At 42.8% G+C, this 23,703-nt stretch carries 23 protein-coding genes and 1 other annotated feature; of the genes, 5 read left to right on the top strand and 18 right to left on the bottom strand.

Features of this window, described 5'->3' with window-relative positions; genetic code table 11:
• Positions 1-119: 119 nt before the first annotated feature.
• The 5 genes from ACSSTM_RS17165 to acsA all read right to left on the bottom strand — a co-directional run bounded on the left by ACSSTM_RS17165 (position 120) and on the right by acsA (position 5,307).
• Positions 120-683, bottom strand: coding sequence for a cysteine hydrolase family protein (locus ACSSTM_RS17165; RefSeq protein ID WP_187704020.1), 564 nt, complete (start codon positions 681-683; stop codon positions 120-122).
• 97 nt (positions 684-780) lie between these two features.
• Positions 781-963, bottom strand: a complete 183-nt coding sequence (locus tag ACSSTM_RS17160) for a hypothetical protein (protein WP_437404257.1) — start codon at positions 961-963, stop codon at positions 781-783.
• A gap of 100 nt (positions 964-1,063) precedes the next feature.
• Positions 1,064-1,651, bottom strand: coding sequence for an esterase/lipase family protein (locus ACSSTM_RS17155; protein WP_370876317.1), 588 nt, complete (start codon positions 1,649-1,651; stop codon positions 1,064-1,066).
• 311 nt (positions 1,652-1,962) lie between these two features.
• On the bottom strand, positions 1,963-3,231 hold the full coding sequence (tyrS, locus tag ACSSTM_RS17150) for a tyrosine--tRNA ligase (protein WP_034665529.1): 1,269 nt from the start codon (positions 3,229-3,231) through the stop codon (positions 1,963-1,965).
• A gap of 53 nt (positions 3,232-3,284) precedes the next feature.
• Positions 3,285-3,523, bottom strand: a binding site (T-box leader).
• Positions 3,524-3,582: 59 nt separating this feature from the next.
• Positions 3,583-5,307 carry an acetate--CoA ligase gene (acsA, locus tag ACSSTM_RS17145; RefSeq protein ID WP_034665526.1) on the bottom strand — a complete coding sequence of 575 codons (1,725 nt, stop codon included), beginning with the start codon at positions 5,305-5,307 and terminating at the stop codon, positions 3,583-3,585.
• Positions 5,308-5,462: 155 nt separating this feature from the next.
• Between acsA and ACSSTM_RS17140 the strand changes: the two genes are divergently transcribed.
• Genes ACSSTM_RS17140 through ACSSTM_RS17130 form a run of 3 tightly spaced genes read left to right on the top strand, consistent with a single transcriptional unit; the run spans position 5,463 to position 7,933 of the window.
• Positions 5,463-6,095, top strand: coding sequence for a GNAT family N-acetyltransferase (locus ACSSTM_RS17140; protein WP_034665523.1), 633 nt, complete (start codon positions 5,463-5,465; stop codon positions 6,093-6,095).
• Between the two features lie 39 nt (positions 6,096-6,134).
• On the top strand, positions 6,135-6,776 hold the full coding sequence (locus ACSSTM_RS17135) for a CBS and ACT domain-containing protein (protein WP_034665520.1): 642 nt from the start codon (positions 6,135-6,137) through the stop codon (positions 6,774-6,776).
• Complete coding sequence (locus ACSSTM_RS17130; protein WP_066030541.1) at positions 6,773-7,933, top strand: acetoin utilization protein AcuC; 1,161 nt, start codon at positions 6,773-6,775, stop codon at positions 7,931-7,933. The genes ACSSTM_RS17135 and ACSSTM_RS17130 overlap by 4 nt, the downstream gene beginning before the upstream one ends.
• A gap of 42 nt (positions 7,934-7,975) precedes the next feature.
• Here ACSSTM_RS17130 and ccpA read toward each other — a convergent pair whose 3' ends face one another.
• The 11 genes from ccpA to ACSSTM_RS17075 form a co-directional block, all read right to left on the bottom strand.
• A complete protein-coding gene (ccpA, locus tag ACSSTM_RS17125) occupies positions 7,976-8,977 on the bottom strand; it encodes a catabolite control protein A (RefSeq protein WP_034665514.1) in 1,002 nt (333 codons plus the stop codon).
• A 451-nt stretch (positions 8,978-9,428) separates the two neighbouring features.
• Positions 9,429-10,505 (bottom strand): bifunctional 3-deoxy-7-phosphoheptulonate synthase/chorismate mutase, encoded by a 1,077-nt coding sequence (locus tag ACSSTM_RS17120; RefSeq protein WP_003217626.1) that lies wholly within the window; start codon positions 10,503-10,505, stop codon positions 9,429-9,431.
• 217 nt (positions 10,506-10,722) lie between these two features.
• Positions 10,723-11,046 (bottom strand): bacillithiol system redox-active protein YtxJ, encoded by a 324-nt coding sequence (gene ytxJ, locus ACSSTM_RS17115; protein WP_034665511.1) that lies wholly within the window; start codon positions 11,044-11,046, stop codon positions 10,723-10,725.
• A 33-nt stretch (positions 11,047-11,079) separates the two neighbouring features.
• Positions 11,080-11,550 carry a YtxH domain-containing protein gene (locus tag ACSSTM_RS17110; RefSeq protein WP_034665507.1) on the bottom strand — a complete coding sequence of 157 codons (471 nt, stop codon included), beginning with the start codon at positions 11,548-11,550 and terminating at the stop codon, positions 11,080-11,082.
• A 26-nt stretch (positions 11,551-11,576) separates the two neighbouring features.
• Positions 11,577-11,996 carry a DUF948 domain-containing protein gene (locus tag ACSSTM_RS17105; protein ID WP_003217556.1) on the bottom strand — a complete coding sequence of 140 codons (420 nt, stop codon included), beginning with the start codon at positions 11,994-11,996 and terminating at the stop codon, positions 11,577-11,579.
• Between the two features lie 225 nt (positions 11,997-12,221).
• Positions 12,222-13,520, bottom strand: coding sequence for a UDP-N-acetylmuramate--L-alanine ligase (murC, locus tag ACSSTM_RS17100; protein WP_437404256.1), 1,299 nt, complete (start codon positions 13,518-13,520; stop codon positions 12,222-12,224).
• 303 nt (positions 13,521-13,823) lie between these two features.
• A complete protein-coding gene (locus ACSSTM_RS17095; RefSeq protein ID WP_437404255.1) occupies positions 13,824-16,574 on the bottom strand; it encodes a DNA translocase FtsK in 2,751 nt (916 codons plus the stop codon).
• Between the two features lie 196 nt (positions 16,575-16,770).
• Positions 16,771-17,376 carry a YtpR family tRNA-binding protein gene (gene ytpR / locus ACSSTM_RS17090; RefSeq protein WP_106036974.1) on the bottom strand — a complete coding sequence of 202 codons (606 nt, stop codon included), beginning with the start codon at positions 17,374-17,376 and terminating at the stop codon, positions 16,771-16,773.
• 16 nt (positions 17,377-17,392) lie between these two features.
• Entirely contained in the window at positions 17,393-18,205 is an 813-nt protein-coding gene (locus tag ACSSTM_RS17085) for a DUF1444 domain-containing protein (protein WP_060597025.1), read from the bottom strand.
• A gap of 19 nt (positions 18,206-18,224) precedes the next feature.
• On the bottom strand, positions 18,225-18,545 hold the full coding sequence (locus ACSSTM_RS17080; RefSeq protein ID WP_003217665.1) for a thioredoxin family protein: 321 nt from the start codon (positions 18,543-18,545) through the stop codon (positions 18,225-18,227).
• Positions 18,532-19,560, bottom strand: a complete 1,029-nt coding sequence (locus ACSSTM_RS17075) for a PTS transporter subunit IIC (RefSeq protein ID WP_060597026.1) — start codon at positions 19,558-19,560, stop codon at positions 18,532-18,534. The genes ACSSTM_RS17080 and ACSSTM_RS17075 overlap by 14 nt, the downstream gene beginning before the upstream one ends.
• Before the next feature lie 200 nt (positions 19,561-19,760).
• On the opposite strand from ACSSTM_RS17075, the gene ACSSTM_RS17070 reads away from it, so the two are divergent.
• Positions 19,761-20,207 carry a YtoQ family protein gene (locus ACSSTM_RS17070; RefSeq protein WP_060597027.1) on the top strand — a complete coding sequence of 149 codons (447 nt, stop codon included), beginning with the start codon at positions 19,761-19,763 and terminating at the stop codon, positions 20,205-20,207.
• Between the two features lie 129 nt (positions 20,208-20,336).
• Here ACSSTM_RS17070 and ACSSTM_RS17065 read toward each other — a convergent pair whose 3' ends face one another.
• Entirely contained in the window at positions 20,337-21,410 is a 1,074-nt protein-coding gene (locus tag ACSSTM_RS17065; RefSeq protein ID WP_060597028.1) for a M42 family metallopeptidase, read from the bottom strand.
• Positions 21,411-21,609: 199 nt separating this feature from the next.
• Between ACSSTM_RS17065 and ACSSTM_RS17060 the strand changes: the two genes are divergently transcribed.
• Positions 21,610-21,924 (top strand): PepSY domain-containing protein, encoded by a 315-nt coding sequence (locus ACSSTM_RS17060; protein ID WP_003217759.1) that lies wholly within the window; start codon positions 21,610-21,612, stop codon positions 21,922-21,924.
• 43 nt (positions 21,925-21,967) lie between these two features.
• Here the strand turns inward: ACSSTM_RS17060 and ACSSTM_RS17055 are convergent, their stop codons facing one another.
• Positions 21,968-23,665, bottom strand: a complete 1,698-nt coding sequence (locus ACSSTM_RS17055) for an NAD-dependent malic enzyme (RefSeq protein ID WP_106036976.1) — start codon at positions 23,663-23,665, stop codon at positions 21,968-21,970.
• Positions 23,666-23,703 lie beyond the last annotated feature (38 nt).

The raw sequence follows: 23,703 nt of genomic DNA, 5'->3' as shown, positions 1-23,703 counted from the left end.
CTGTCTCAAGAAGCTATCCAAAACTATATAATCTATCATGAAAAAAATCCCCTAGAATTCCAGAGGATTTTTTTGTTCCATGGTTCACTCAAGTATTATTAAGCGTATAGCGATATCTTTTATTTTACCATCCAATTACTAATCAATTGATCTGTTGTCATGACAGTAGCAAATTCATCATGCAATGTAGCAAGTGATAGCCGATGAATCATTTCGGGATCATAATATGTACCGTTTTGATCTGTTAGTCCAAAGGCAGCAGATGCATCAGAAATGAGATATGTATCAAAGCCTAGATTGCCGCTCATTCTTGTTGTTGTAGATACGCAGTGCGGTGTTGTTAATCCTGCGATTACAACAGTGTCGATCTCGTTTGATCTTAGTTGTTCCTCCAAGTTTGTGCCAATAAAGCTGCTGTTGACTTTCTTTCGTATCACCGTTTCTTCCTCTAGCGGTTTGGCGATATCTTTGAAAAGATGCCCTTCATTTGCCGGATGAAATAAGGAGTCCGGCTTGTCAGATGTATGCTGAATATGAATCACTGTCCAGCCTTTCTCTCTCCAAAACGTCAATAAACGACTGATATTTTTCTCTGCATCTAGATTATTTCGTTCTCCCCATTTTTCATGCTCGAACGCCTTCTGTACATCCACAATGAGCAAAGCCTTTTGATTCTTTTGCACAAACGCCCACCTCCGTAGATTCTCATTTACTACATGTAGTGTAAGGAATGGTGATCCATTTGTACATGCTTTTAATGATGTTTTGCCTGTTTTTGCATCAAAAAACAAACCACACACTGGCAACGATGTAATAGATACCAATGATTGATGTACAGTTGGACATCACCTCGCCTATTTGAACTGATTTAACAAACTTCATCCAGATGAAATAAATGAGGAGAAATGAGCACGGATAATAGAGGAAATATCCTAAAAAATATTGCTTGAGTTTTTGTGTCATCATTTTACCTCCATTATAACCTTCTTTCATCATCTAGCAGCTGTCATATGTCCGATGACATCAAAAAAAGACAGCACAAGTCGCTGTCTTTTTTCATTTTTTAATTCGTATTCTGTCCCCCGCCATTCAGTCCTTCTTTGATATAGCCTTTGACTTGGCTTGAAGCTAATAGACCGATGTGACCAACGCCGTGAATGAGGACGTTTCTTGCGCCAATTAAACGCGAGAGGCTGTTGACGACGATAAGATCGGCTGAGCTATAGACAGAGGTGTAAAGGATTTTTTGATTTGGATCGGTGCCTGGTAATGCTCTGAGTGAAACGAGTCCGTTCGCTCCACCAAGTGTAACGACGTTTTCTATTTTATCGCCGCCGTCTAGATTCTTAATATAGTATAACGTGTTCGCTCCGCCCATACTATGAGCCACAATATCAACTTTTTTGGCACCTGTTTTGGCTAGCACATCTTTGACGAATCTGGATAGACGCGGACCATTGTTGCGGTTATTACCTGTTTTGTCTATGAAATCGATAGCAAATAATTGGTTTCGATCCCATCCTTGTGATACCAAGTAACTTTTAATCGAAGCAAAGTTATAAGACGCACCGCCCATGCCATGTACCATCACAACCGGATTATGCTCAGCCGCTCTGATCTCTTTTGGCTGGATGAAGGCCATTGAACCCATCACCAATGCAAGCACAACAAGAATTTGCAAACTCCTTTTCTTAAAACGAATCACTTTCATTCCCCCTTATTCATCTTATTCGACTCTATTTTATACAAGAAAAATATGTAAAAAAAAGTGAACAAGGCACTGTTTGTTCAATCAATTTATAGAAAATAAATAATGAAAAAGCACCTTTGACTCTCTCAACGCCAATGCCAAAAGACTAGACAAAGTCTCTTTGAACAGTCTATTAGACTCTTCAAAGAGCACTCATCTCTCATTTTGCATAAAAAAAGCAGCCGGTTATCGCAGCCGGCTGCACATCGTTCTTATTTGTAATTCACAAGGAAGTATTTCTTTTTCCCTCTTCTTAAGACGGTAAATTGGTTTTCAATTCGATCTTCAGCTGAAAGGACGTAGTCTTTATCGGTTTGTCTCTCTCCGTTGATGGAAACTGCACCATTTGTGATGTCTTCACGTGCTTGACGTTTTGATGGAGACAGCTTTGATTCAACAAGGACATCGACAAGTGTTAATTCTTCTGTGCTGCTTTTCTCCATTGATGGAACATCTTTAAAGCCTACTTTGACTTCTTCGGCTGAAAGAGATTTGATCTCGCCTTTGAATAGCGCATTTGAGATGTTGACAGCCTGTTCTAGTGATTCACGTCCATGTACAAGTGTTGTGACTTCCTCTGCTAGACGGCGCTGTGCTTCACGCTTTTCAGGTGCTGTTTGTACTTTTTCTTCGTACGATGCGATCTCTTCTTTCGATAAGAACGTAAAGTATTTTAAGTATTTCACGACGTCACGGTCATCTGTGTTGATCCAGAATTGGTAGAACTCATATGGAGACGTTTTTTCTTTATCTAACCAGATGGCGCCGCCTTCTGTTTTACCGAACTTCGTGCCATCTGCTTTAGTGACAAGCGGCATCGTTAGACCGAATGCTTTTGCCCCTTCTGCTTCAGACTTACGAATCAGCTCAAGTCCAGATGTGATATTTCCCCACTGGTCACTTCCGCCAATTTGCAGCTTACAGTTTTCATTTCTGTAAAGGTTTAAGAAGTCTAAAGATTGCAGGATGACGTAGCTGAACTCTGTGTACGAAATTCCTGTCTCGATACGCGAGCTGACGATATCTTTTGCCAGCATGAAGTTCACACCGAAGTTCTTTCCAATATCACGAAGGAACGTGATGACATTCATCTGGCTGATCCAGTCGTAGTTATTCACGATTACGGCTGGGTTCTCGTCTGCTTCAAAATCAAGAAATTGCGACAGCTGTCCTTTGATTTTATCTGACCACTGCTCTACGATTTCTGCTGGGTTTAGTGAACGTTCTGCTTTTTTGAAGCTAGGATCGCCGATCAGTCCAGTCGCGCCGCCAACAAGAGCAATCGGGTGATGGCCCGCTTCCTGGAATCTGCGTAATGTTAAAATTGGCAATAGATGACCAATGTGCAAGCTGTCAGCTGTCGGATCAAAGCCGGAGTAAAGCTTGATTTTTTCTTCTGCTAATAATTTTGTTAAACCTTCTTCATCTGTTTGCTGCTGAATTAATCCTCTGAACGATAACTCTTCCATCAATTGACTCATATCCAATTCTCCTTTTTTTACAATTCAACATAAAAAACGCCCCTTCGAATGAACGAAGGGACGATATATATCGCGGTACCACCCTGCTTAAAAGACAACAAATCACGTCTTTTCACTTACACTGATAACGGACAGATCCGTTCTTTCACTAATCAGGGCAGCATGCATGCTCCTTTTCGTAAAAGCGGTTCGTGAGGGTAATTCGAATATCTCTTTGTACCGACTCGCACCAGCCGTCAGCTCTCTTGGACAGGGAAAGATAATTCTACTGAATCTCAGTCAAAACCTTTACATATTCAACTAATGTCATTTTAAACATACTTTTGGTATCAAGTCAACTGATGAAAAAAATTAATCTTCCATTGTCGATAGGTCGCCAGCCGGTAAATTCAGTTCCCACGCCTTTAGCACACGTCTCATAATTTTTCCGCTTCGCGTTTTAGGTAGTTTGTCTTTAAACTCGATTTCTCTCGGTGCCGCATGTGCAGCGAGTCCTTTTTTCACAAACGTACGAATTTCTTCTTTCAGCTCATCTGTCGGCTCATAACCGCTTCTGAGCGCAATGAATGCTTTAATAATTTCACCGCGGACTGGATCTGGTTTTCCAATGACACCAGCCTCTGCAATGGCCGGATGTTCGACCAGCTTACTTTCCACCTCAAAAGGACCAACCCGCTCTCCTGATGTCATGATCACATCATCGACACGTCCCTGGAACCAAAAGTATCCGTCTTCGTCCATATAAGCTGAATCTCCTGAAACATACCAATCTCCCGGCATAAAGTAAGATTCATATTTTTCAGGATTGTTCCAGATCGTATGCATCATAGACGGCCAGCCTTTTTTGATGGCGAGGTTGCCCATCCGGTATGGCGGGAGTTCATTTCCGGCATTATCGACAATCGCAGCTTCTACGCCTGGAATCGGTTTCCCCATTGAACCTGGTTTGATGTCCATGCATGGATAATTACAAATCAGCTGTGCACCGGTTTCAGTCATCCACCAAGTGTCATGAATTCGTTTGCCAAATACAGCGTCTCCCCATCGGATGACTTCTGGATTTAGAGGCTCACCTACACTTAACACATGACGGAGCGAGCTGAGATCATATTTTTGAATAAGGTCATCTCCTGCTCCCATCAGCATTCTAAAGGCAGTCGGAGCACTGTACCAAACGGTCACACCTAGTGATTCAATGGTTTCATACCACGTATCAGGGTTAAACCTGCCGCCTAAAATGACATTCGTCGCCCCATTTAACCACGGTGAAAAAATGCCGTACACTGTGCCTGTTACCCAGCCTGGGTCAGCTGTACACCAGTAGACGTCGTCTTCTTTCAGATCAAGCACCCATTTACCGGTCTGGTCTTGCTGCACCATTGCGCCATGGACATGCAGCACACCTTTTGGCGTACCTGTGGACCCTGACGTGTAATGAAGCAGAAAGCCGTCTTTTTCATCCATCCATTCAATCTCAAGGTCCTTTGCTGCCTGCTCAAACGCCTCTTCGTAATGGATTGTCCGAACGCCATCGACGTCTTCCTTTTCACCGCCGACAATGATGACGGATTCAAGCTTCGGAAGCTCTGCAAACGGAATGCGTTCAAGCAGATCCGGCGTTGTCACAATGACCTTCGCCTCACTATTTTCTAAACGGTCTTTGACCGCTCCTTCCATAAATGCCTCAAATAACGGACCAACGATCGCACCAATTTTGACTGCGCCAAGCAGAAGAAAATAGAGCTCAGGTGATCTTGGCATAAAGATAAATACGCGATCCCCTTTTTGCACATGCGCCTTTTCTCTGAATAGATTTCCCGCTTTATTTGTGTTGATTTTCATATCCCTGAACGTATACTTTTCATCACGCTGTGAATCTTTGTAGTGAAGCGCCACCTTGTTCTTACGAAACGAGTCCGCATGTCTGTCAATCGCTTCATAGGCTGCATTTATGTTTCCTGTTTCATACCACGAGAAGTTTTTTCTTGCTTCCTCCCATGAAAATTCTTTGTATGCCTGCTCATAATCATTTAAATGATAGTCCCCTTTTACTGATGGCAGCGTTTCCAATTTCATCAAACAGTCCCCCTTTGCATACGTTTACAATGACCATTATAGTATAGATGACTTTTTTTCTCAATTTTTAAAAAACTTATGGTGAAACCGTTTTAATTCTTGCAAGTTTTAAGATAAAATAGAGACGACTCACTAGAATTTGAGGCGGTGGATACGTGGAGCATCCTAAAACTTATTATTCAAAAACCATTGAGCAAGAAACAGGTTCCATCCTTATTGAAGGTCCGGTACCTGCACCAGAGCTTGCGAACTATACCTTTCATGAAGGACTGACGGCATTTCGCACGCCTGAGGAACAGAAACAAGCACTTGTTGAAATAGCAGACCTTCCAGAAGGACGTATTATCATTGCAAGAATGGATGAGCTTGTCGTAGGCTATGTCACGTATTTGTATCCTGATCCGCTTGAGCGCTGGTCAGAGGGTAAAATGGACAATTTAATCGAGCTTGGCGCGATTGAGGTCGCTCCTCCATTTAGAGGCTGCTCACTTGGCAAGCATTTACTTGATGTGAGCATGATGGATGAGCAAATGGAGAATTATATCATCATTACAACTGAATATTACTGGCATTGGGATTTAAAGGGGACAAAGAAAAACGTGTGGGAGTACCGCAAAATGATGGAGAAAATGATGAACGCAGGCGGTCTTGTCTGGTTTGCAACAGACGAGCCAGAGATCAGCTCACATCCAGCCAATTGTTTAATGGCCAGAATCGGGAAAAATGTGAATCCTGATTCGATTGAGCGTTTCGATCGTCTTCGCTTCCATCAACGCTTTATGTATTAACGTTCAATTCGTTTTTTTGGCAAAGGGGATTGGTAAACAATGATGATTGAACAAATTATGGAGCGTGATGTGATCACGCTGCGAAAAACCGATACGATTGAAGAAGCCATTCAAAAAATGAGTGCACATCACATTCGGCATATTCCGATCGTATCTGATCAAGGTTCTGTCATTGGGATGGTGACAGACCGGGATATTAAAAATGCCAGTCCAAGTATATTTGAAACAGAAAAAAGGCAGCTCTTTATTCAGCGTCCTGTTGAAGAGATCATGGTATTAGAGACGATCACTGCTCATCCGCTTGATTTCGTTGAAGAGATTTCAAGTGTCTTTTTTGAACACGGAATTGGCTGCCTTCCAGTGGTGAGACGAGGCAAGCTCGTAGGCATTATCACAAAGACTGATTTGCTTCGTACGTTTGTCAGACTGACAGGTGCAGATCAGCCTGGGTCACACTTAGAGGTTGAAGTGGACCAGATGACAGAAGGCCTCGCAGACATTACGGCCATTTTAAAGGAGCAGCATATTCAAATGCTGAGTGTGCTCGTGTATCCGCATGCAAATGAAGCCTCTAAAGTGCTCGTATTCCGCCTTCAAACCATTCATGCAGATCATGTGACGAAGCTGATTCGTGCAAAAGGCTATAAGGTGCTGTGGCCAATGGAGCAGACGATCAAATGAAGGAAGCGACCTTTGTTTTTTCACCCTCTTTTCAAACGTACCAATTTCACCAAGACCATCCCTTCAATCAGCTTCGTGTCTACTTAACATATGATCTTCTTCAAAAAATGAAGGCGTTAACAGATGATGAGATCGTCGCACCGCGTATGGCGACACTGGAGGAATTAAAGCTCGTCCATACAGCCGATTATATTCAAGCTGTGCAGCGGGCTAGTGAAGGAAAGCTCTCTACAGCAGAGGGTGAACGCTACGGCCTTGGCACGGAGGATACACCGATGTTTGCAGGTATGCATGAGGCAGCTTCTCTCCTTGTTGGCGGGACATTAACAGCCGTTGACCAAGTAATGATGGGACACTCGCAGCATGCACTCAATCTTGGCGGCGGACTTCACCACGGGTTTAAAGGACGTGCATCTGGCTTTTGTATATATAATGACAGCTCCGTGGCAATACAATATATTCAAAAGACATATGGTGCAAGAATTTTATATATTGATACAGATGCCCATCATGGAGATGGTGTACAATTCAGCTTCTATGACGACCCAGAGGTCTGTACGGTCTCTATTCATGAAACGGGGCGCTACTTGTTCCCTGGAACTGGACAAGTACAGGAAAGAGGTCACGATAAAGGCTATGGCTACGCCTATAATATTCCGCTTGATGCATTTACAGAAGACGAATCGTTCCTCGAAGCATACCGAACAGCAGTGACTGAAATTGCTGCTTTTTTTAAACCAGATGTGATTTTGACGCAAAACGGCGCGGATGCACACTACTATGATCCGTTAACCCATTTATCTGCCACCATGAAAATATATGAGGAAATTCCTAGACTTGCCCATGAGTTAGCGCATCAATATTGTGATGGCAAATGGATTGCTGTTGGCGGAGGGGGATATGATATTTGGCGTGTCGTTCCAAGGGCATGGAGCCGGATTTGGCTTGAGATGAAAGGCATCACACCGCCGGCTGAACTGCCTCAGGACTGGGTTCAGGCTTGGCATAAACAATCGCCTGTCAGCCTGCCATCGACATGGGGGGACCCTGACGATTTATATCCACCGATCCCAAGAAAAGCAGAAATCACAGAAAAGAATGCTCAAACTGTAGAAAAAGCACTTATGCCTGTAAGAAGAGAAAAGAAAAATGCATAAGAAAAGCAGGCATTCACTAATGTGTAAGCCTGCTTTTTCGTTTTATTTTGTTGATTGTCTTTCTTCAATTCTGTGCGGAAGCTCAACAATTTGATCGTCCACTTGTTCTTTGTTCATCAGCTTTGTCAGCAGTCTCATTGCGACAGCGCCAATATCATAGGTCGGCTGAACAACTGTTGTCAGCTGAGGACGCACCATGAGAGAAAGTCTCGTGTTATCAAAGCCAATCACTTCTAAGTCCTCAGGAATCGATACGCCTCTATCTTGTGCTCCGTGAATGACACCTAGCGCCATTTCATCGGTAGCCGCAATAACAGCTGTCGGCTTGTCAGACTGCTCAAGTAAATGAGCAAGTGATTCAATTCCAGAATCATAGGAGTAATCGCCTTCAGCGACGAGCGCATCGTCAAATGCGATGCCCGCTTCTTCAAGCGCACGCTTATAACCTGCAAGCTTTCTCATAGAGTTAATCGGTTCTGACATTGGGCCAGATACGAAGGCAATTCGCTTATGTCCTTTCTCAACTAAAAGCTGAACTGAATCATAAATCGCTTGCTCGTAGTTGATATTGACAGATGGTGTTTGAGCCTGCTCTTCAACAGATGCTGCAAGAACAATTGGCACAGGAGAGCGCTTAAATTCTTCAACAAGCACATCTGTGATGTTTCCGCCCATAAAGACAATCCCATCTACTTGTTTACCTAGCATTGTATTTAATAGATGAAGCTCTTTATCGGTATTTTGATCTGAGTTGCTTAAAATGATGTTGTACTTATACATCGTGGCGATATCTTCAATTCCGCGAGCAAGCTCCGAATAGAAGATACTAGAAATATCAGGGATGATCACCCCAACTGTTGTAGTTTTTTTACTTGCAAGGCCTCGTGCCACAGCATTCGGACGGTAGCCAAGACGATCAATCGCTTCAAGTACCTTTTTTCTTGTTGTTGGTTTTACATTCGGATTACCATTCACTACGCGTGATACCGTTGCCATACTTACATTTGCTTCTCTTGCTACATCATATATTGTAACATTATTCACATAAATCACTCCTTCAAATACACTTCATATCTATAGCATTCACCAATTGGATAGAGACATGTCAGATACGAGGAAAATAATATCCTATTTGTCATTAAAACGATGAAAAGAGACACATAATTTTTCAATCTACATCAAAATGACATTCTTTTATGAAATTATACACGTTTTTTCACCATATGAAAACGTTCCCTTTCTTTTTATAACTAAATTAAACAAACTTTAATGAGCTTGTTACCTGTAAATTGAATCATATTTCATGAAAAATCGTCGAGAACGTCAGCTATGACAATGATCTTAGCAGATTCTATCGAATTTTAAAAATGAAAACATTGTGAACAAGCACTTTTGAGGCTTGTAATGTGCTCTTTTCCTTTCATTCCCAATCTCCATCATATTTTATCCATAGAAAAACCGCCGGGCAGTTATCCGGCGGCTTTTCTATCTATGATTACGCGTGAATGTTAACAAGTGGTCTTAACGCATCTAACCATTTTTCGAATTGAGGAATGTCCATTTGCTGCGCTGAGTCAGATAGAGCAACAGATGGATCTGGGTGCACTTCTGCCATAACACCGTCTGCTCCAATCGCAAGAGCTGCTTTCGCTGTTGGAAGGAGAAGATCTCTACGTCCAGTTGAGTGCGTCACATCAACGAAGACTGGTAAATGTGTCTCTTGTTTCAAGATTGGCACAGCAGAGATATCTAGTGTATTTCTTGTCGCTGTTTCGTATGTGCGGATACCGCGCTCGCAAAGGATGATTTGGTCATTTCCTTGGGCGATGATGTATTCAGCTGCATTGATGAATTCTGAAATTGTCGCTGCAAGACCACGCTTTAAAAGAACTGGTTTCTTCACAGATCCGGCTGCTTTTAATAGCTCAAAGTTTTGCATGTTTCGTGCACCAATTTGGATGACATCGATATGCTCAATCGCTTCTTCAATATGAGCAGGATTGACGATTTCACTAATGACAGCAAGACCGTATTCATCCGCTACACGCTTTAGAATTTTTAGACCGTCTACACCAAGTCCTTGGAAATCGTATGGACTTGTGCGAGGTTTAAATGCACCTCCGCGAAGTAGTTTTAGTCCTTGCTGTTTCGCTGCTGCCGCAACTTCTGCGACTTGCTCGTAGCTTTCAACAGCACATGGTCCAACGATGAAGCGCTGTTTCCCATCACCGATCGCTTCTCCATTGATGTTCACGATTGTATTTTCCGATTTTTTCTTACGAGAAACAAGAAGTGCTTTGCTGTGGTCATCTTCTTGAAGCTCTAGACCTGCTTTGAAAATCTCTTTGAAAATATGCTGAATCGTTGAGTTTTCGAACGGTCCATCATTTGCTTCAAGAATTTGGTTCAGCATTGTGCGCTCTCTGACAGGATCATAACGGTTGACACCTTGCGCTTCTTTCGCCTTTCCAATTTCTTTTACAATGCTTCCTCTTTCATTGATCAGTTTTAAGATTTGAAGATTTAGTTCATCTGCCTGCTGTCTCAATTGTTCTAGTTCATTGTTGCTCATTTTTGTCATCCTTTCCTCTGCCTGTTCTCGCTTTTTATTTTTTCATTCTCTCATGATAGGGTTTATTATAAACAAAGATTTCGGAATTGTCACGAAAATTTTCTTTATTACCCAAACGCTTTTAAGCGATAAAGTATTATGTGTAAGATTATAGCATACTTTTGGTTGAAGTAAACCTTTTTTTATAAAAAAACGTCAGCAATTGCTGACGTTTCTTCTACAGATTATGTTCAAGCGCTTCTTTTGTAATGCTTGAGTGAGATGCATGCCACTTCACTTTTCCACCGCTAAAGACGAGTGCCTGGGGACTTTCATGCTTTACCCCCGACTTTTCAGTCACATAGGATGAAAGCTCTCTTGTGTTTTGGATTTGCAAGAAATAAGTAGGCACGTCTTCATGTGCAGACGCAAATGCTTCAAACTCTTGAAAAGCCGCTTGACTGATCGGACATGTCAAACTGTGCTTAAAAAAGACAAACGTCCCATCTTGATTCGTTAGTTGATCAAACTGTTCTTCTGTTTCAATGAGTTGTTTTGACATGATGTTCTCCTTCTTCACTCCGAGCAGTGAGAGTTAGCCTTTAGTCGATTGTTCTACTTTTTCTTTGACATCTTTGATGCCATCTTCAATTTCTGATTTCGCTTCTTGTGCTCGTACTTTTGCTTCGTCTGCTACATCTGAAGCTTCATTTGCTAGGTCAGCTGCTGCATCTTCTGCTTCACTTTTTACATGATTAGCTTTTCCAGCTGCACGCTCTTTTATGTCTTTCACTTTGTCTAAAATCTGGTTTGACTGTTCTGCTACCAGTTGGGACAATTCAGACGTTTTATCTTTCGCAATCGTCACATATTCAGTGCCTCTTTCTTTTGCATCTGTTGTGAGGCGATCTGTTTTTTCTTTTAAAACATTCGCTTGGGTGTTCAAATCATCGCGAAGCTCTTTCCCTGACTTCGGTGCTAAAAATAAGGCTGTTGTTGCACCAACAATTCCACCAATAAGTGTTCCGATCAAAAAGTCTTTGCTATTGATTCCGTCTTTGCTCATGATTATTCCTCCTATGCGAAAATGGTTTATTTTTGGTGTTTTCGTTGTTTCCATTTTTTATAAATTTCAAGTGCTGCGTTACTCCAGCTTACCACATCCGTGACTTTTTCTTGATTTCGTTCAACGGATGAAGAAACTGCACCAGCTGCCTGCTTTATGCTTGTATTAAATTGGTTGATCGAGCCGCCAATTCCCTGCACCGCATCCACAACTGTGTTGAGTTTTGCCGATTTGTCTTGAATATCTTCAGCAAGCTGATTCGTCTTATGTAGCAACTGTGTCGTCTCTGTGGTGATCCCTTGCATCTGACCTTCAAGACCTTCTAAAGTTGATGCAACATTCTTTAATGTCAGCTGTAAGGATTTTAATGTTTTGGACAAATAGATGACAAGAATGAGGAAAGCAATTGCGATCAGTGCAACGCTTAGATATAGAATAATAATCATCTGATACCTCCTTTGCTGCGGGCATATGCAATTCATTACCCTCTCGTTGTATCATTCAAACATCGCCTAGAATGACCGATTGAATAATAATTCTACACTTATTCGCTGATTCCTGTCCACAGCGAACGAAAAAAAGCGGCAGATGTTGACACATTTAGCCCCTTTGTCACATTTTATTCAAAATAAAAAAAGTGCCGATCAAAACGGCACTTTCCCTTTAAGCATTTATACAGCGACTTTCTCATAAGCACGCAGATATTTTTGAATGTCTCCTGCTCCCATAAAGATCAGAATCCCATCTTCGTGCGCTTTCAGCACAGATGTATCTTCTTCCACAATCAATTGGGCCTGCGGGATTTTTTCTCGTAAATCTTCGATACTCAGCTTCCCAATGTTTTCACGGGCTGAACCGAAAATATCGCATAGGTATACATAGTCCGCTTTTTTCAGACTGTCAGCAAATTCACTTAAGAATTGCTGTGTACGTGTGAAGGTATGCGGCTGGAAGACAGCGACAATATCACGGTCTGGATATTTTTGACGTGCTGCTTCAATGGTGACTTCAATCTCCGTTGGGTGATGGGCATAGTCGTCAATTAAGACCTGCTCACCGACCACTTTTTCATTAAAGCGGCGTTTCACCCCGCCAAATGTCATTAGTGCCCCTTTGATGAGCTCTACATCAATGGCTTCATAGTGACATAATGCAATCACAGCTAATGAATTGAGGACATTATGATTTCCGTAGGCAGGAATGTAGAAGGTATCATAAAACGTATTGCGTACAAATACATCAAATGTAGTGCCTTCCGTGTTTTTCACAACATTGCGTGCTTGGAAATCATTTTCTTCATTGAAACCGTAGTACACAACAGGTACCTTCGCTTGAATCTTGGGCAGATGCTCATCATCACCGCAAGCGATAATGGCTTTTTTCACTTGAAGCGCCATGTTTTGAAACGCATCAAACACGTCGTCAATGTCCGAGAAATAATCAGGATGATCAAAATCAATATTGGTCATGATCGCATAGTCTGGATGATAGCTGAGGAAGTGTCTGCGGTATTCGCATGCTTCAAATACAAAATACTCGCTGTTTTCTTTCCCCATACCAGATCCATCACCGATTAAGTATGAAGTTGGTTTCGCTGATTGCATCACATGGGCAAGCAGTCCTGTTGTCGACGTTTTACCATGAGCACCAGTAATCGCAACGTTTGTGAATGAATCCATGTATTCTCCAAGGAATTTATGGTAACGAATGACAGGAATCCCTTCAGAAAGGGCACGTTCAATCTCAGGGTGTGTATCAGGAAATGCATTACCTGCAATCACGGTCATCCCTGGCTGAATATTATCTGGGTCAAATGGAAGAATTTTAATATTTCGTTCTTCTAATGCTTTTTGTGTAAAGATATGTTTTTCGATATCCGATCCTTGGACAGTATACCCAGTATCATGAAGAATTTGGGCCAGTGGACTCATACCTGTCCCTTTTATTCCAACAAAATGATAAACAGTCATAATTGTACCTCCAACAAACGTCTATCTGACTTACAGTATATGACGCTCATTTCAATTTGCAACTTGTGATTTTCGCCTCTAGCGGCTCACAGATCGCAGCTCCAAATAAAGATTTTTTTCCGATCTTCCTATTCTAATCAATATTAACTATGATTAGTATCCGACAACTTTCCTATTTCTAACACCTGCTTTCGCTCATTTTATATAAAAAAGCGTTCTGACAGGCATACGAAAAGCGTCCAATTACAAAATTGCACCTATGTGCTATCATACCATGTTTATAAAAAAAATGAAGTGGTTTGTTTAGATCAGCTGTTCTAAGTCACTCAGTGTCATAAGGACTTCCCTTGGCTTACTGCCTTTTGCACCAGAGATCATGCCCTCGCGTTCCATCATGTCGATCAATCTGGCTGCACGATTGTAGCCAATTCTAAATCTTCGCTGCAAACTCGATGTACTAGCGCTATTCTGCTCAATCGCAAAACGGCAGGCATCCATAAACAATTCGTCTTCATCTGTAATCGCAGAGCCTTGGAGCATTAATTCCTCCTGTTCGAAAAGGAACACTGGCTTACGCTGTTTTCTTACATGTGCCACTACTTGATCAATCTCACGGTCTGATACAAAGTTCCCTTGCAGCCTCGTCGGCTTGCCGGAGCCATTTTCTAAGAAAAGCATGTCTCCTTTTCCGAGAAGCTTTTCTGCACCTGCCATGTCAATGATCGTTCTAGAATCTACCTGACTTGAGACAGAGAAAGCAATTCTTGTTGGGATATTGGCTTTAATGAGACCTGTGATGACATCGACAGAAGGTCTTTGTGTCGCAATCAATAAATGAATGCCGCATGCTCTTGCTTTTTGTGCGATTCGGCAAATGCTTTCTTCGACTTCATTTGGTGCGACCATCATTAAATCAGCGAGCTCATCGATCACAACGACAAGATAAGGCAGTTTTTCACCCATTTGTTTTTCTTTGACAAGCTCATTGAATCGTTTAATTTCTCTCACGCCAGAGTGCGCAAACAGTTCGTAGCGCCTTTCCATTTCATCCACTACCCATTTCAGAGCGGCTGTCGCTGTCTTGGCATCGGTGATGACAGGACTCACGAGATGCGGTATGTGATTATATGGCGCTAATTCAACCATTTTAGGGTCGATTAAGAGCATTTTTACTTCATCTGGTGACGCTTTAAACATTAAGCTCACTAAAATGGTATTGATACAGACACTTTTTCCTGACCCTGTTGCTCCAGCAATTAAGCCATGTGGCATTTTTTGCAAATCAACCACAACAGGCTGGCCAGATATATCTAATCCGAGTGCTGCTGTTAAAGGTGATGGATTGTCTCTAAATGCACTGCTTCTGATCATCTCTCGTAAGAAAACCATTTTACTGTGAAGGTTCGGCACTTCGATCCCGATCGTGTTCTTTCCTGGAATCGGTGCTTCGATTCGAATATCTTTTGCGGACAAACTGAGTTTAATATCATCTGATAGGTTCGTGATTTTGTTCACTTTGACACCTGGTTCTGGATGTACTTCAAACCTTGTCACAGAAGGGCCTTGCGTGACATGAACCACACTTGCTCTGACATTGAAATTTTTCAGCGTGGCATTGAGCAGCTCTGCCCGCTCTTTCACCCATGTCCCGTCCTCTTCTTTTTGAGCTGGAGGTACGTCTAAAAGGGCGAGACTTGGGAAAACATACCCTTGTGCATCTGCTGCTTTCTTTTGCCCTTGCACACGCTGATCACTTTTTAACATCATGACGTTAAAAGGAACCGTTGAGGTTTGTCCGCTTGTACGTTGCGTCTGCGGAGCTGCTTGTTTCGGTTTTTCTTCCTTGACTTCATGCACTTGTTCTTGCTTTTCTTGCTGCTCTATGACAGGTTCTGCTGGTTCAGTAGCGGTCTCATCGTCTGCTACTGGTTCTATTGGCATCATTTGATCTTCTACTATTTCAGCTTCTTCCAACAATTGGTCTTCTTGCAGATCATGCTTGGCGACTGGCTCAGCTTCTTCAAATGCTGCCGCTGGCACTTCTTCTTGATGATCTTCTATGGAATCAGCTTCTATTTCCGCGACCGGTTCTGCTGGGATGTCTTCTGTTACCTCAACTTCTTCTGCCGGCATGTCTACTTCCATTTCAATTGCGGGATGTGTGTCTTCTGCTGTTTCGAATGTCAACGGTTCTATTTCCTCCGTATGATCTACAAACTGATGTACCGGCTCGCCTTTTATTTCTTCGTCATCGCTTGAGACATCCTGTTCCGGCTCAGCCTCTACCGGCTGTTCTTGATAAGCTTCGGCCTCCTGATTATGTAAGTCAGCTTCAATATGGTCTTGAGGCTCAGAAAAGGCTTGCTCTTTTTCCTCTGTTTGAATGAAAGGCTCGTCATTTAAACGCTCCATCGTCGATTGAACGTGATCCTGATAAGCGAGTTCCTCTTGCAAAGTAAGCGGGGTCACGTCTGTTTGCATGTCCACTCTTTCTTCTGCTGGGGCTGAAACCGTTTCTTCCATACGATTTTCTTTCCGTATTGACGGAATGTTCATTTGCTGTCTGACATTTCGTACACGCTCTGCCTCTTCTGATAACAGGGTGACACGCTGCGCTGTTTCTGCTGCTTTCATTTGAACAGGAGATGATTCTTCTTTCGCTTCTGTTCGTTTTGGACGCATATCCTGATGATAGCCATAGATCGGTGATGGAATTTGCTCTGTTTTGAATGGCTTTTTATTGATGTCAGGCTGCACCGTTTGTTTTGGCTTATAGGTCTTCTGCTTAGCCTTTGGCTTGCTTGGCTTTGCGCGTCTTCTTTCCTGCTTCACTCCGTCACGCAGAGGTTCATCTGGAACGAGCGGAAAGCGGAAGTTGCCTTTCGGATATTCATAATAGACTTTTGTATCTTCAATTTTTTTATATTCTTTATGCTGTTCAAAAACTGGCTGCGTTCGTGCAGCTGGACCTTCATTAGGTCTCACAGCTTTTTCTTCTTTCTTTTCTTCTTCTCCTAAAAATACACTAAAAAATTTATCTAACCAACTCATCATTTATCACTCACTTTAACTCCCCTTACGTTTTCTTGGGCGATTTTTAGTATACCATTGCTTTTTCATGCAGAAAAGCGAGAAAAGTGCCGCTCTTTGCTATTTGTGCTGTCTGTAGATGAAAAAAAGTCACTAAGTACGTACTTAGTGACTTTTGGTATAACACATTCTTCGCTCCTATGTGCCCGTTTATGGGAGGTTACGCTTTAAAGGGTTCGCCAGCTTGGTGGCTTCCCTCTAGAACAAGAATCCCTTTTTCAGCAGGCGCGTCTGGAAGATCTAGTTCTTTTGCTGAACAAATCATTCCGCTTGATGGAACACCTCTTAGCTCAGCATCTTTAATGACCAAACCGCTTGGCATCACCGCACCAACCTTCGCAACCACGACATATTGCCCTTGATCAACGTTTGGCGCACCGCACACGATTTGTAATGTTTCATCGCCAACATCTACTTGGCAAATGTTTAATTTATCTGCATTCGGATGCTTTTCTTTTTCCTTCACATAACCGACAACAAATTTTGGTGATAGATCTACAGTCAACGTTTCACTTACACCGTTGCGGTTTAAAATTTCGTTGATATCTTGAACAAGTGTTTCAGATAGCGGTACAGATCCGTTTTCTTCAATTTTCATGTAAGTGGATGCGTTGAAGATATTAATACCTGTTGTTTCTTTTGTTTCTTGATTGAAGATTCTTACGACATCTCCAAACCTCTCATGACCTACTTCTTCTCTCGTCACATCTTTCAATGAAATAAGGAGTGTGTCGCCTACACCTTCTGCATTATAAAAAACGTTCATTCTTCAAAATTCCCTTCTACTGCTGTTTTGGTCTGCTTTTAGCAAGAATAAAGATCGGTTCAAGCTTGCCCTCATCATATAAAAATGACAATGCGGTAATCGGAACCGTGCCGCTGGCGAAGAAGCTCATCGACATCTGTCCTAAAATATCATAGCCTGATTCATTGCGAACATCTGCAATGATGAATACATCTTGATGGGGAACAGAAATGGCCATCTGTCCTTCTATTTTTTGCGCGTATTCTTGTAAAATCGATTCATTTAAAAGTCTGCTGGCATCATATCCGTCATTCGCACGGAAGAAATAAAACCGATTGCCTGCGACTTCATCCATTTTCACCACAGTTTCAAGTGAGCGGACATTGAAGCTTGCAGTTTCCCTAATTCGCTCTTTTGTCCAGTTTTCCTTTTGAAGCATTTTCTCATCAATTAATCTGTAGGTGCTTCCAAGGTCAAGTGCATAGAAGATTCTCGTTTCAGCTGTATGCTCATCAAAAACTAGGGGAATGCCATCACTTGATGCCTCAGGAAAGGAAGTGGAACGAATGACAGGATAGATCTGCTTTTCTTTTCCTGAGATGTGCTGCGCTTCGCCTTTCATGGCACTTAGCGCCTCTTTCACATAGTAAACGATCTCATCTAATGTTTCATCAGGCTTTACTTCCCACTTTGCAATGATTGGCGGGAGCTCTAGTGTAATACCTTTACTTGTTTGTTTATCTTCAATACGAAGCGTATCTTTTTCTCGGTCAAACTGGTGTGACCAGCTGTCATTTGTCAGACGGCTTTTGAGTTCGTTCGCAAGCTGTCTTGATGTCATTTTTGCCATGATTTAGACCCTCCTTTCATTATTTAGAAAGAGAATCTGTTAAAAATGCTTCAATCTCTTCCTTCGTCTTACGATCTTTGCTGACAAAGCGGTTAATTTCTTGTCCATTTTTAAAAACTAAAAAGCTTGGAATGCCGTAAATTTCCCACTCTGCGCAAGTGTCAATGAACTGATCTCTATCCACATAGAAGTACTCAAATTCTGGGTAGTTTGCTTCAAGCTCTGGCAAGAATGGTTCGATAAAGGTGCAGTCCGGGCACCAGTCAGCTGAAAATAGCAATACTGTTAAGTCTTCTTGAATCACTTTTTGTAATTCTTCGTTTGATTCAATTTTTTTCATGTTTCATTCCTCCAGTTTGTATGGTTAAATCTCCGAATTGTATATAGCCTTTCTTTCTCATCCATTCTGATACTACCAAACTAATCACTGCCGGGCCAACGATATGCAAAAGAGCGATCGCCAGAAAAACGGATGGATGAAATCCCATAACGGTCAGTGTCATGAGCTGTCCAACAAGGCCGCTCGTTCCCATACCTGCCCCTGCCGCATTATTGACCATCCCAAAGCCAATAATACCAATTGGCGCGAGAATGAGGCCCGCAATCGTCGGCGGAATAAGGATAAGGGGATTTTTCACAATGTTCGGCAGTTGCAATTTTGACGTGCCAATGCCGACAGCAGCAAGACCGCCAAAACGATTTTCTCTAAAGCCTGCAGCGGCAAAGCCGACCATTTGAGCGCAGCAGCCAATCGTTGCAGCACCAGCCGCTGTTCCGCTTAAGTCAAGCATGAGCGCAAGCGCCGCACTTGAAATCGGTGAGCTGAGGGCAAGTCCAACAATGGTCGCTACTAGCATGCCCATGATCAGCGGACTTTGGTCAGTCCCCCACATGATGAGTCTGCCAAGCCCTGTCATCATGGCTTCAATCCCAGGACCGATCAAAGCGGCGGTGAAAAAGCCAGTAATAATGGTGACAAGCGGCGTTAAAATAATATCAATTCTTGTCTCACCACTGACCAGCTTGCCGAGTTCCACACCAATTAATGCTGCGACAAAGCTTCCAGCAGGTCCACCAAGCTCTGCTCCTGCAGCACCTGAGACAACACTTGCAAAAATGATCAAAGGAGATGCATGTAAGCGATACGCAACGGCTACACCGATTGCTGGTCCCATGAGCCCCATCGCAAGTGTTCCCATTTTGATGATGAGCGGAAGTGATAACAGACCGCCTGCTGTTTTTAAAATCAGCCCTACCACTAATGTAGCAAATAGACCTAAAGCCATATAAGAGAGTGCATCAATGAAGTACACTTTTGGCGAAAGGGAGATCCCTTTTCTTTTCAAATAAGTCATCAACGTCGTCTTCCTGCTTTCTCATAGGAAAGACGAAGAGGCCTGTCCTTCCCATTATATGTAGTATTCTTACGATGAAAAATAGTCTCTACCATGAATATCATAATCATATTTTTTTTGCTTTATCAAGCACTTCTTGTGTAACATGAAAAGAAACAGGGCAAACCTTTACTAAGTTTGTACAAAAGGAGGAGATCGTTATGCAATTAACCGTCTATTTAGCAGGAGAAATTCATAGCCAGTGGCGTGATGAAATCAAGGAGAAAAGCCAATCGTTGAAACTGCCGGTGACGTTTGTTGGACCAATGGAGAATCATGACCGCTCAGATCACATTGGTGAGGACATTTTAGGTGAGCAGCCGAATGCCATTTTCAAAGATGATGCGGCTTCTGATTTGAACAATTTCCGTACTGAGATCTTATTAAACAAGGCAGACGTCGTCATTGCCCGCTTTGGTGAGAAATATAAACAGTGGAACACGGCAATGGATGCATCTGCTGCCATCACAAAAGGAAAACCTCTCATTTTGATCCGCCCAAAAGAACTGCACCATCCGTTAAAGGAACTATCAAACAAAGCGAATATCACTGTAGAAACCGTGAACCAAGCGATCAAGGCGTTATCTTACGTGTTTGAACAGCAATAAAAAAGGTGAAACTGCAACCTTTTTTCCTCTTTTCGAAACCTTTGCAGACCTGGCAATGAATGCGAGGTTTTGTCTACATATACACACTAAAGGCTGCTCTCATGAAAGAGGCAGCCTTTTCTATTACATTTACACCTGTTGATAAATAGAATCCACTGTACTTTGATCACAGTTTTTCACCAGGCGGACAATTAATTCTTTTGCCGCTGCGTAATCATCCACATGCAATACTGAATGACTTGTATGAATGTAGCGAGCGCACACCCCAATGACAGCAGAAGGCACACCTTGGTTGGAAATATGCACACGTCCAGCGTCCGTACCACCCGGTGATACGAAGTATTGGTATGGAATGCTGTTTGACTCAGCAGTATCGAGCACAAAGTCTCTCATCCCGCGATGCGTAATCATGGTTCGATCAAAAATACGCAGAAGTGCTCCTTTACCAAGCTGGCCGAATTGGGTTTTGTCACCTGTCACATCGTTTGCAGGGCTTGCATCTAAAGCAAAGAACAGATCTGGCTGAATCATATTCGCAGCTACTTCTGCCCCTCTAAGCCCTACTTCTTCCTGAACCGTTGCACCTGAATACAGATGACATGAAAGGGGTTCGTCTTTTATTTCTTTTAATAATTCAATCGCAAGTCCGCAGCCATAGCGGTTATCCCAAGCCTTCGCTAAAATCTTTTTAGGATTCGCCATAGGGGTAAAGACTGTTGCAGGCACGATTTGCTGTCCTGGGCGAATGCCAAGTTCTTTTGCCTCTTCTTCACTGTCTGCCCCAATATCAATGAGCATGTCTGATGGTTTCACAGGTTTGCTTTTTTGTTCTGGTGTTAGAAGATGAGGCGGTGTACTAGAGACGACACCAGGAATTGGTCCGTGAACGGTATGAACGTCGACACGCTGTGCCAGCATGACTTGACTCCACCAGCCGCCGAGTGTTTGGAAGCGTATCATCCCGTTCTTCGTAATGGATGAAACCATGAATCCCACTTCATCCATATGACCAGCCACCATGATTTTAGGTGCGTTCTCTGGTCCCTTGCGTACCCCAAACACACCGCCAAGACGATCCTGAATGAGTTCGTCAGAATATTTCTCAAGTTCCTTTTTCATAAAAGCACGCACATGGTGCTCATTACCTGGAGTTCCCTGTAATTCTGTTAAATTTCGGAAAAGCGACAATGTTTCTTCATTCATTCTACGGTTTACCTCGTTTCTATGTAATGACCATATATATTCCTATAAAAATAACACTCACTTTATACTATAAGAATTCTTTCGGTTTTCCAAGTATCTCTCCAGAAATTTTGAATATGCTTTCAAGTATTCGGATTCCTTAACATCAATGGACAAGTTTTGTATAATGGAAAAAACAGCAATACGGAGGTGCAGCACGTTGAAGTTAAAACATGTTCTGATTGGTGCGAGTATTGGCGTAGCCGCTGCAATTGTTGCAAAGAAAGTATTTTTCCCTACGTATATCTCGTCTGAAAAAGCATTAAAAATTGTGAAATCTGCTTTTAAACAGCGCGGCCCGATTGATGGCTCTTGGATTTATACTGTACCAGAACCGTATACCGTAAATGGTGAAACGATTGATGTGTACAAATCTGGCATTACTCGCTCAGCCTTTGGCGAGCTTGAACAGTACGAAGTCATGATTGATGCCAAAACAGGCATGATCGTTGATGTCATTGATTCTGTGGCTTGATAAAGAAAGCTTCGCAAAGGCGTGTCCTTGCGAAGCTTCTTTTTTATATGGCTTTGATTTTTTTGTACACAGGATGCCACATGGCGTCCTGTACAGCCTGAATGAGATCCTCAGGCGTTTCCTCTGCAATACCTTCATCGATCGCTGCTTGCGCCACACGGACAGCCACTGTCGCTGAAACAGTTCGAAGCTGATCCACACTTGGCAGCATCGCTGCACCCGGCTTTCCGACATTGACCATGCTGGCAATCGCTTCAGCACTCGCAACAAACATGCTGTCTGTTATAAGGCGGGCTTTAGACACAATCGTTCCAAGACCAAGCCCTGGGAACACAAGGGCATTATTCGCCTGACCAATTTCATATGTCACGCCGCCATATTCGACAGGATCAAATGGGCTTCCCGTTGTCACAAGGGCGCGTCCTTCTGTCCACTCGATGAGATCTTCAGGCTTTGCTTCTGAAAGAGGTGTTGGGTTCGACATCGGTAAAATGGCTGGGCGCTCCACGTGTGACGCCATTTCTTTCACAATTTCCTCTGTAAATGCTCCTCCTACCGTCGAGGTGCCAATTAAGATGGTTGGTTTCGCCTGTTTGACGACCTCTAATAAATCAATGGAATGCTTAGGACCGTTACGGGCATAACCCTTTACTTCGTCAGAACGTCTTGCATATGGCTTTTGAAATGGCTGAATGTCAGGCGAATCATCTGTAAGCAACCCTGTTTTATCAATACACCAGAAATGATCATATGATTCCTCTTCTTTGACACCGTCTCTTACGAGAGCATCACGGATCTGCTCCGCTATGCCAATCCCTGCCGTACCCGCTCCGAAAATGACGATTCGGTGATCTTTCAGCGGAACCTTCGAAGCTTTTGCACATGCCAGAACCGCAGCAAGTGAAACAGCTCCAGTACCTTGAATGTCATCATTAAATGTACAAATACGTTCCTTATATTTTTCCAATATGGCTCGGGCATTTTTTGTCCCAAAGTCTTCCCAGTGAAGGAGTGCATTTGGAAAGGTTGCGCGGGCAAGCTCTACATATTGATCAATGAACCGATCATAACGTTCTCCTCGAACGCGAGAATGCTGATTTCCAACATAAAGCGGATCATTCAAGAGACTTTCCTGGTTCGTCCCGGCATCAAGCACAACGGCCAGCACGCGGCTAGGATCAATGCCTGCTGCGGCTGTATAAACAGCAAGTTTCCCGACTGAAATGGCAATACCGCCAACACCCCAGTCTCCAATACCTAAAATGCCTTCTGCATCTGTCGCAACGATTAAGTCAATTGATTCATCAACACCGTAAGAGGCAAAAATCTCTTCCATGCCTTCCAAATCATCAATCGATAAATAAAGCCCCCTTGGCTTTCGATACTCGTGGCTATAACGCTGAATGGCTGTTCCAACAGTCGGCGTGTAGACAATCGGCAGCATCTCCGCCAAGTGCTCATTTAGTAATTTGTAAAAAAGCACTTCGTTTCTGTCATGAAGTGATGTTAAATACACATTTTTCCCCAGTTCATCCGGCTGTGCCTTGAACTGCTCATATGCACGCTTTGCCTGATCCTCTAATGTTAAAACCTTAGGCGGTAGAAATCCCTTTAAACCAAGCTCTTCCCGCTCTTCCTTAGTAAATGCAACCCCTTTGTTTAAATAAGGGACGGACATGACTTCCATCCCTCTTAATGGTGTTTCAATGACATCACCATGTACACGATAAAATTGGTTCACCTGCACTCTTCCTTTCACAAGTTCATTTTGTCGTTATT

Source organism: Bacillus sp. RK1064, from assembly GCF_051488405.1.
In the GTDB taxonomy this organism is placed as follows: domain Bacteria; phylum Bacillota; class Bacilli; order Bacillales; family Bacillaceae; genus Bacillus.
The sequence above is the reverse complement of the archived record's forward strand: the minus strand, read 5'-3'. Positions and strand labels throughout refer to the sequence as shown.

Coding starts and splice junctions, on each gene's coding strand:
- ACSSTM_RS17095 (WP_437404255.1), bottom strand. CDS start 16,574: ATGATGAGTTGGTTAGATAAATTTTTTAGTGTATTTTTAGGAGAAGAA.
- murC (WP_437404256.1), bottom strand. CDS start 13,520: ATGACTGTTTATCATTTTGTTGGAATAAAAGGGACAGGTATGAGTCCA.
- ACSSTM_RS17135 (WP_034665520.1), top strand. CDS start 6,135: ATGATGATTGAACAAATTATGGAGCGTGATGTGATCACGCTGCGAAAA.
- ACSSTM_RS17120 (WP_003217626.1), bottom strand. CDS start 10,505: ATGAGCAACAATGAACTAGAACAATTGAGACAGCAGGCAGATGAACTA.
- ACSSTM_RS17160 (WP_437404257.1), bottom strand. CDS start 963: ATGACACAAAAACTCAAGCAATATTTTTTAGGATATTTCCTCTATTAT.
- ytpR (WP_106036974.1), bottom strand. CDS start 17,376: ATGAACGTTTTTTATAATGCAGAAGGTGTAGGCGACACACTCCTTATT.
- ACSSTM_RS17080 (WP_003217665.1), bottom strand. CDS start 18,545: ATGAAAAAAATTGAATCAAACGAAGAATTACAAAAAGTGATTCAAGAA.
- ACSSTM_RS17105 (WP_003217556.1), bottom strand. CDS start 11,996: ATGATTATTATTCTATATCTAAGCGTTGCACTGATCGCAATTGCTTTC.
- tyrS (WP_034665529.1), bottom strand. CDS start 3,231: ATGAGTCAATTGATGGAAGAGTTATCGTTCAGAGGATTAATTCAGCAG.
- ACSSTM_RS17155 (WP_370876317.1), bottom strand. CDS start 1,651: ATGGGTTCAATGGCCTTCATCCAGCCAAAAGAGATCAGAGCGGCTGAG.
- ACSSTM_RS17130 (WP_066030541.1), top strand. CDS start 6,773: ATGAAGGAAGCGACCTTTGTTTTTTCACCCTCTTTTCAAACGTACCAA.
- ACSSTM_RS17075 (WP_060597026.1), bottom strand. CDS start 19,560: ATGACTTATTTGAAAAGAAAAGGGATCTCCCTTTCGCCAAAAGTGTAC.
- ACSSTM_RS17085 (WP_060597025.1), bottom strand. CDS start 18,205: ATGGCAAAAATGACATCAAGACAGCTTGCGAACGAACTCAAAAGCCGT.
- ytxJ (WP_034665511.1), bottom strand. CDS start 11,046: ATGTCAAAACAACTCATTGAAACAGAAGAACAGTTTGATCAACTAACG.
- ACSSTM_RS17110 (WP_034665507.1), bottom strand. CDS start 11,550: ATGAGCAAAGACGGAATCAATAGCAAAGACTTTTTGATCGGAACACTT.
- acsA (WP_034665526.1), bottom strand. CDS start 5,307: ATGAAATTGGAAACGCTGCCATCAGTAAAAGGGGACTATCATTTAAAT.
- ACSSTM_RS17065 (WP_060597028.1), bottom strand. CDS start 21,410: ATGAATGAAGAAACATTGTCGCTTTTCCGAAATTTAACAGAATTACAG.
- ACSSTM_RS17070 (WP_060597027.1), top strand. CDS start 19,761: ATGCAATTAACCGTCTATTTAGCAGGAGAAATTCATAGCCAGTGGCGT.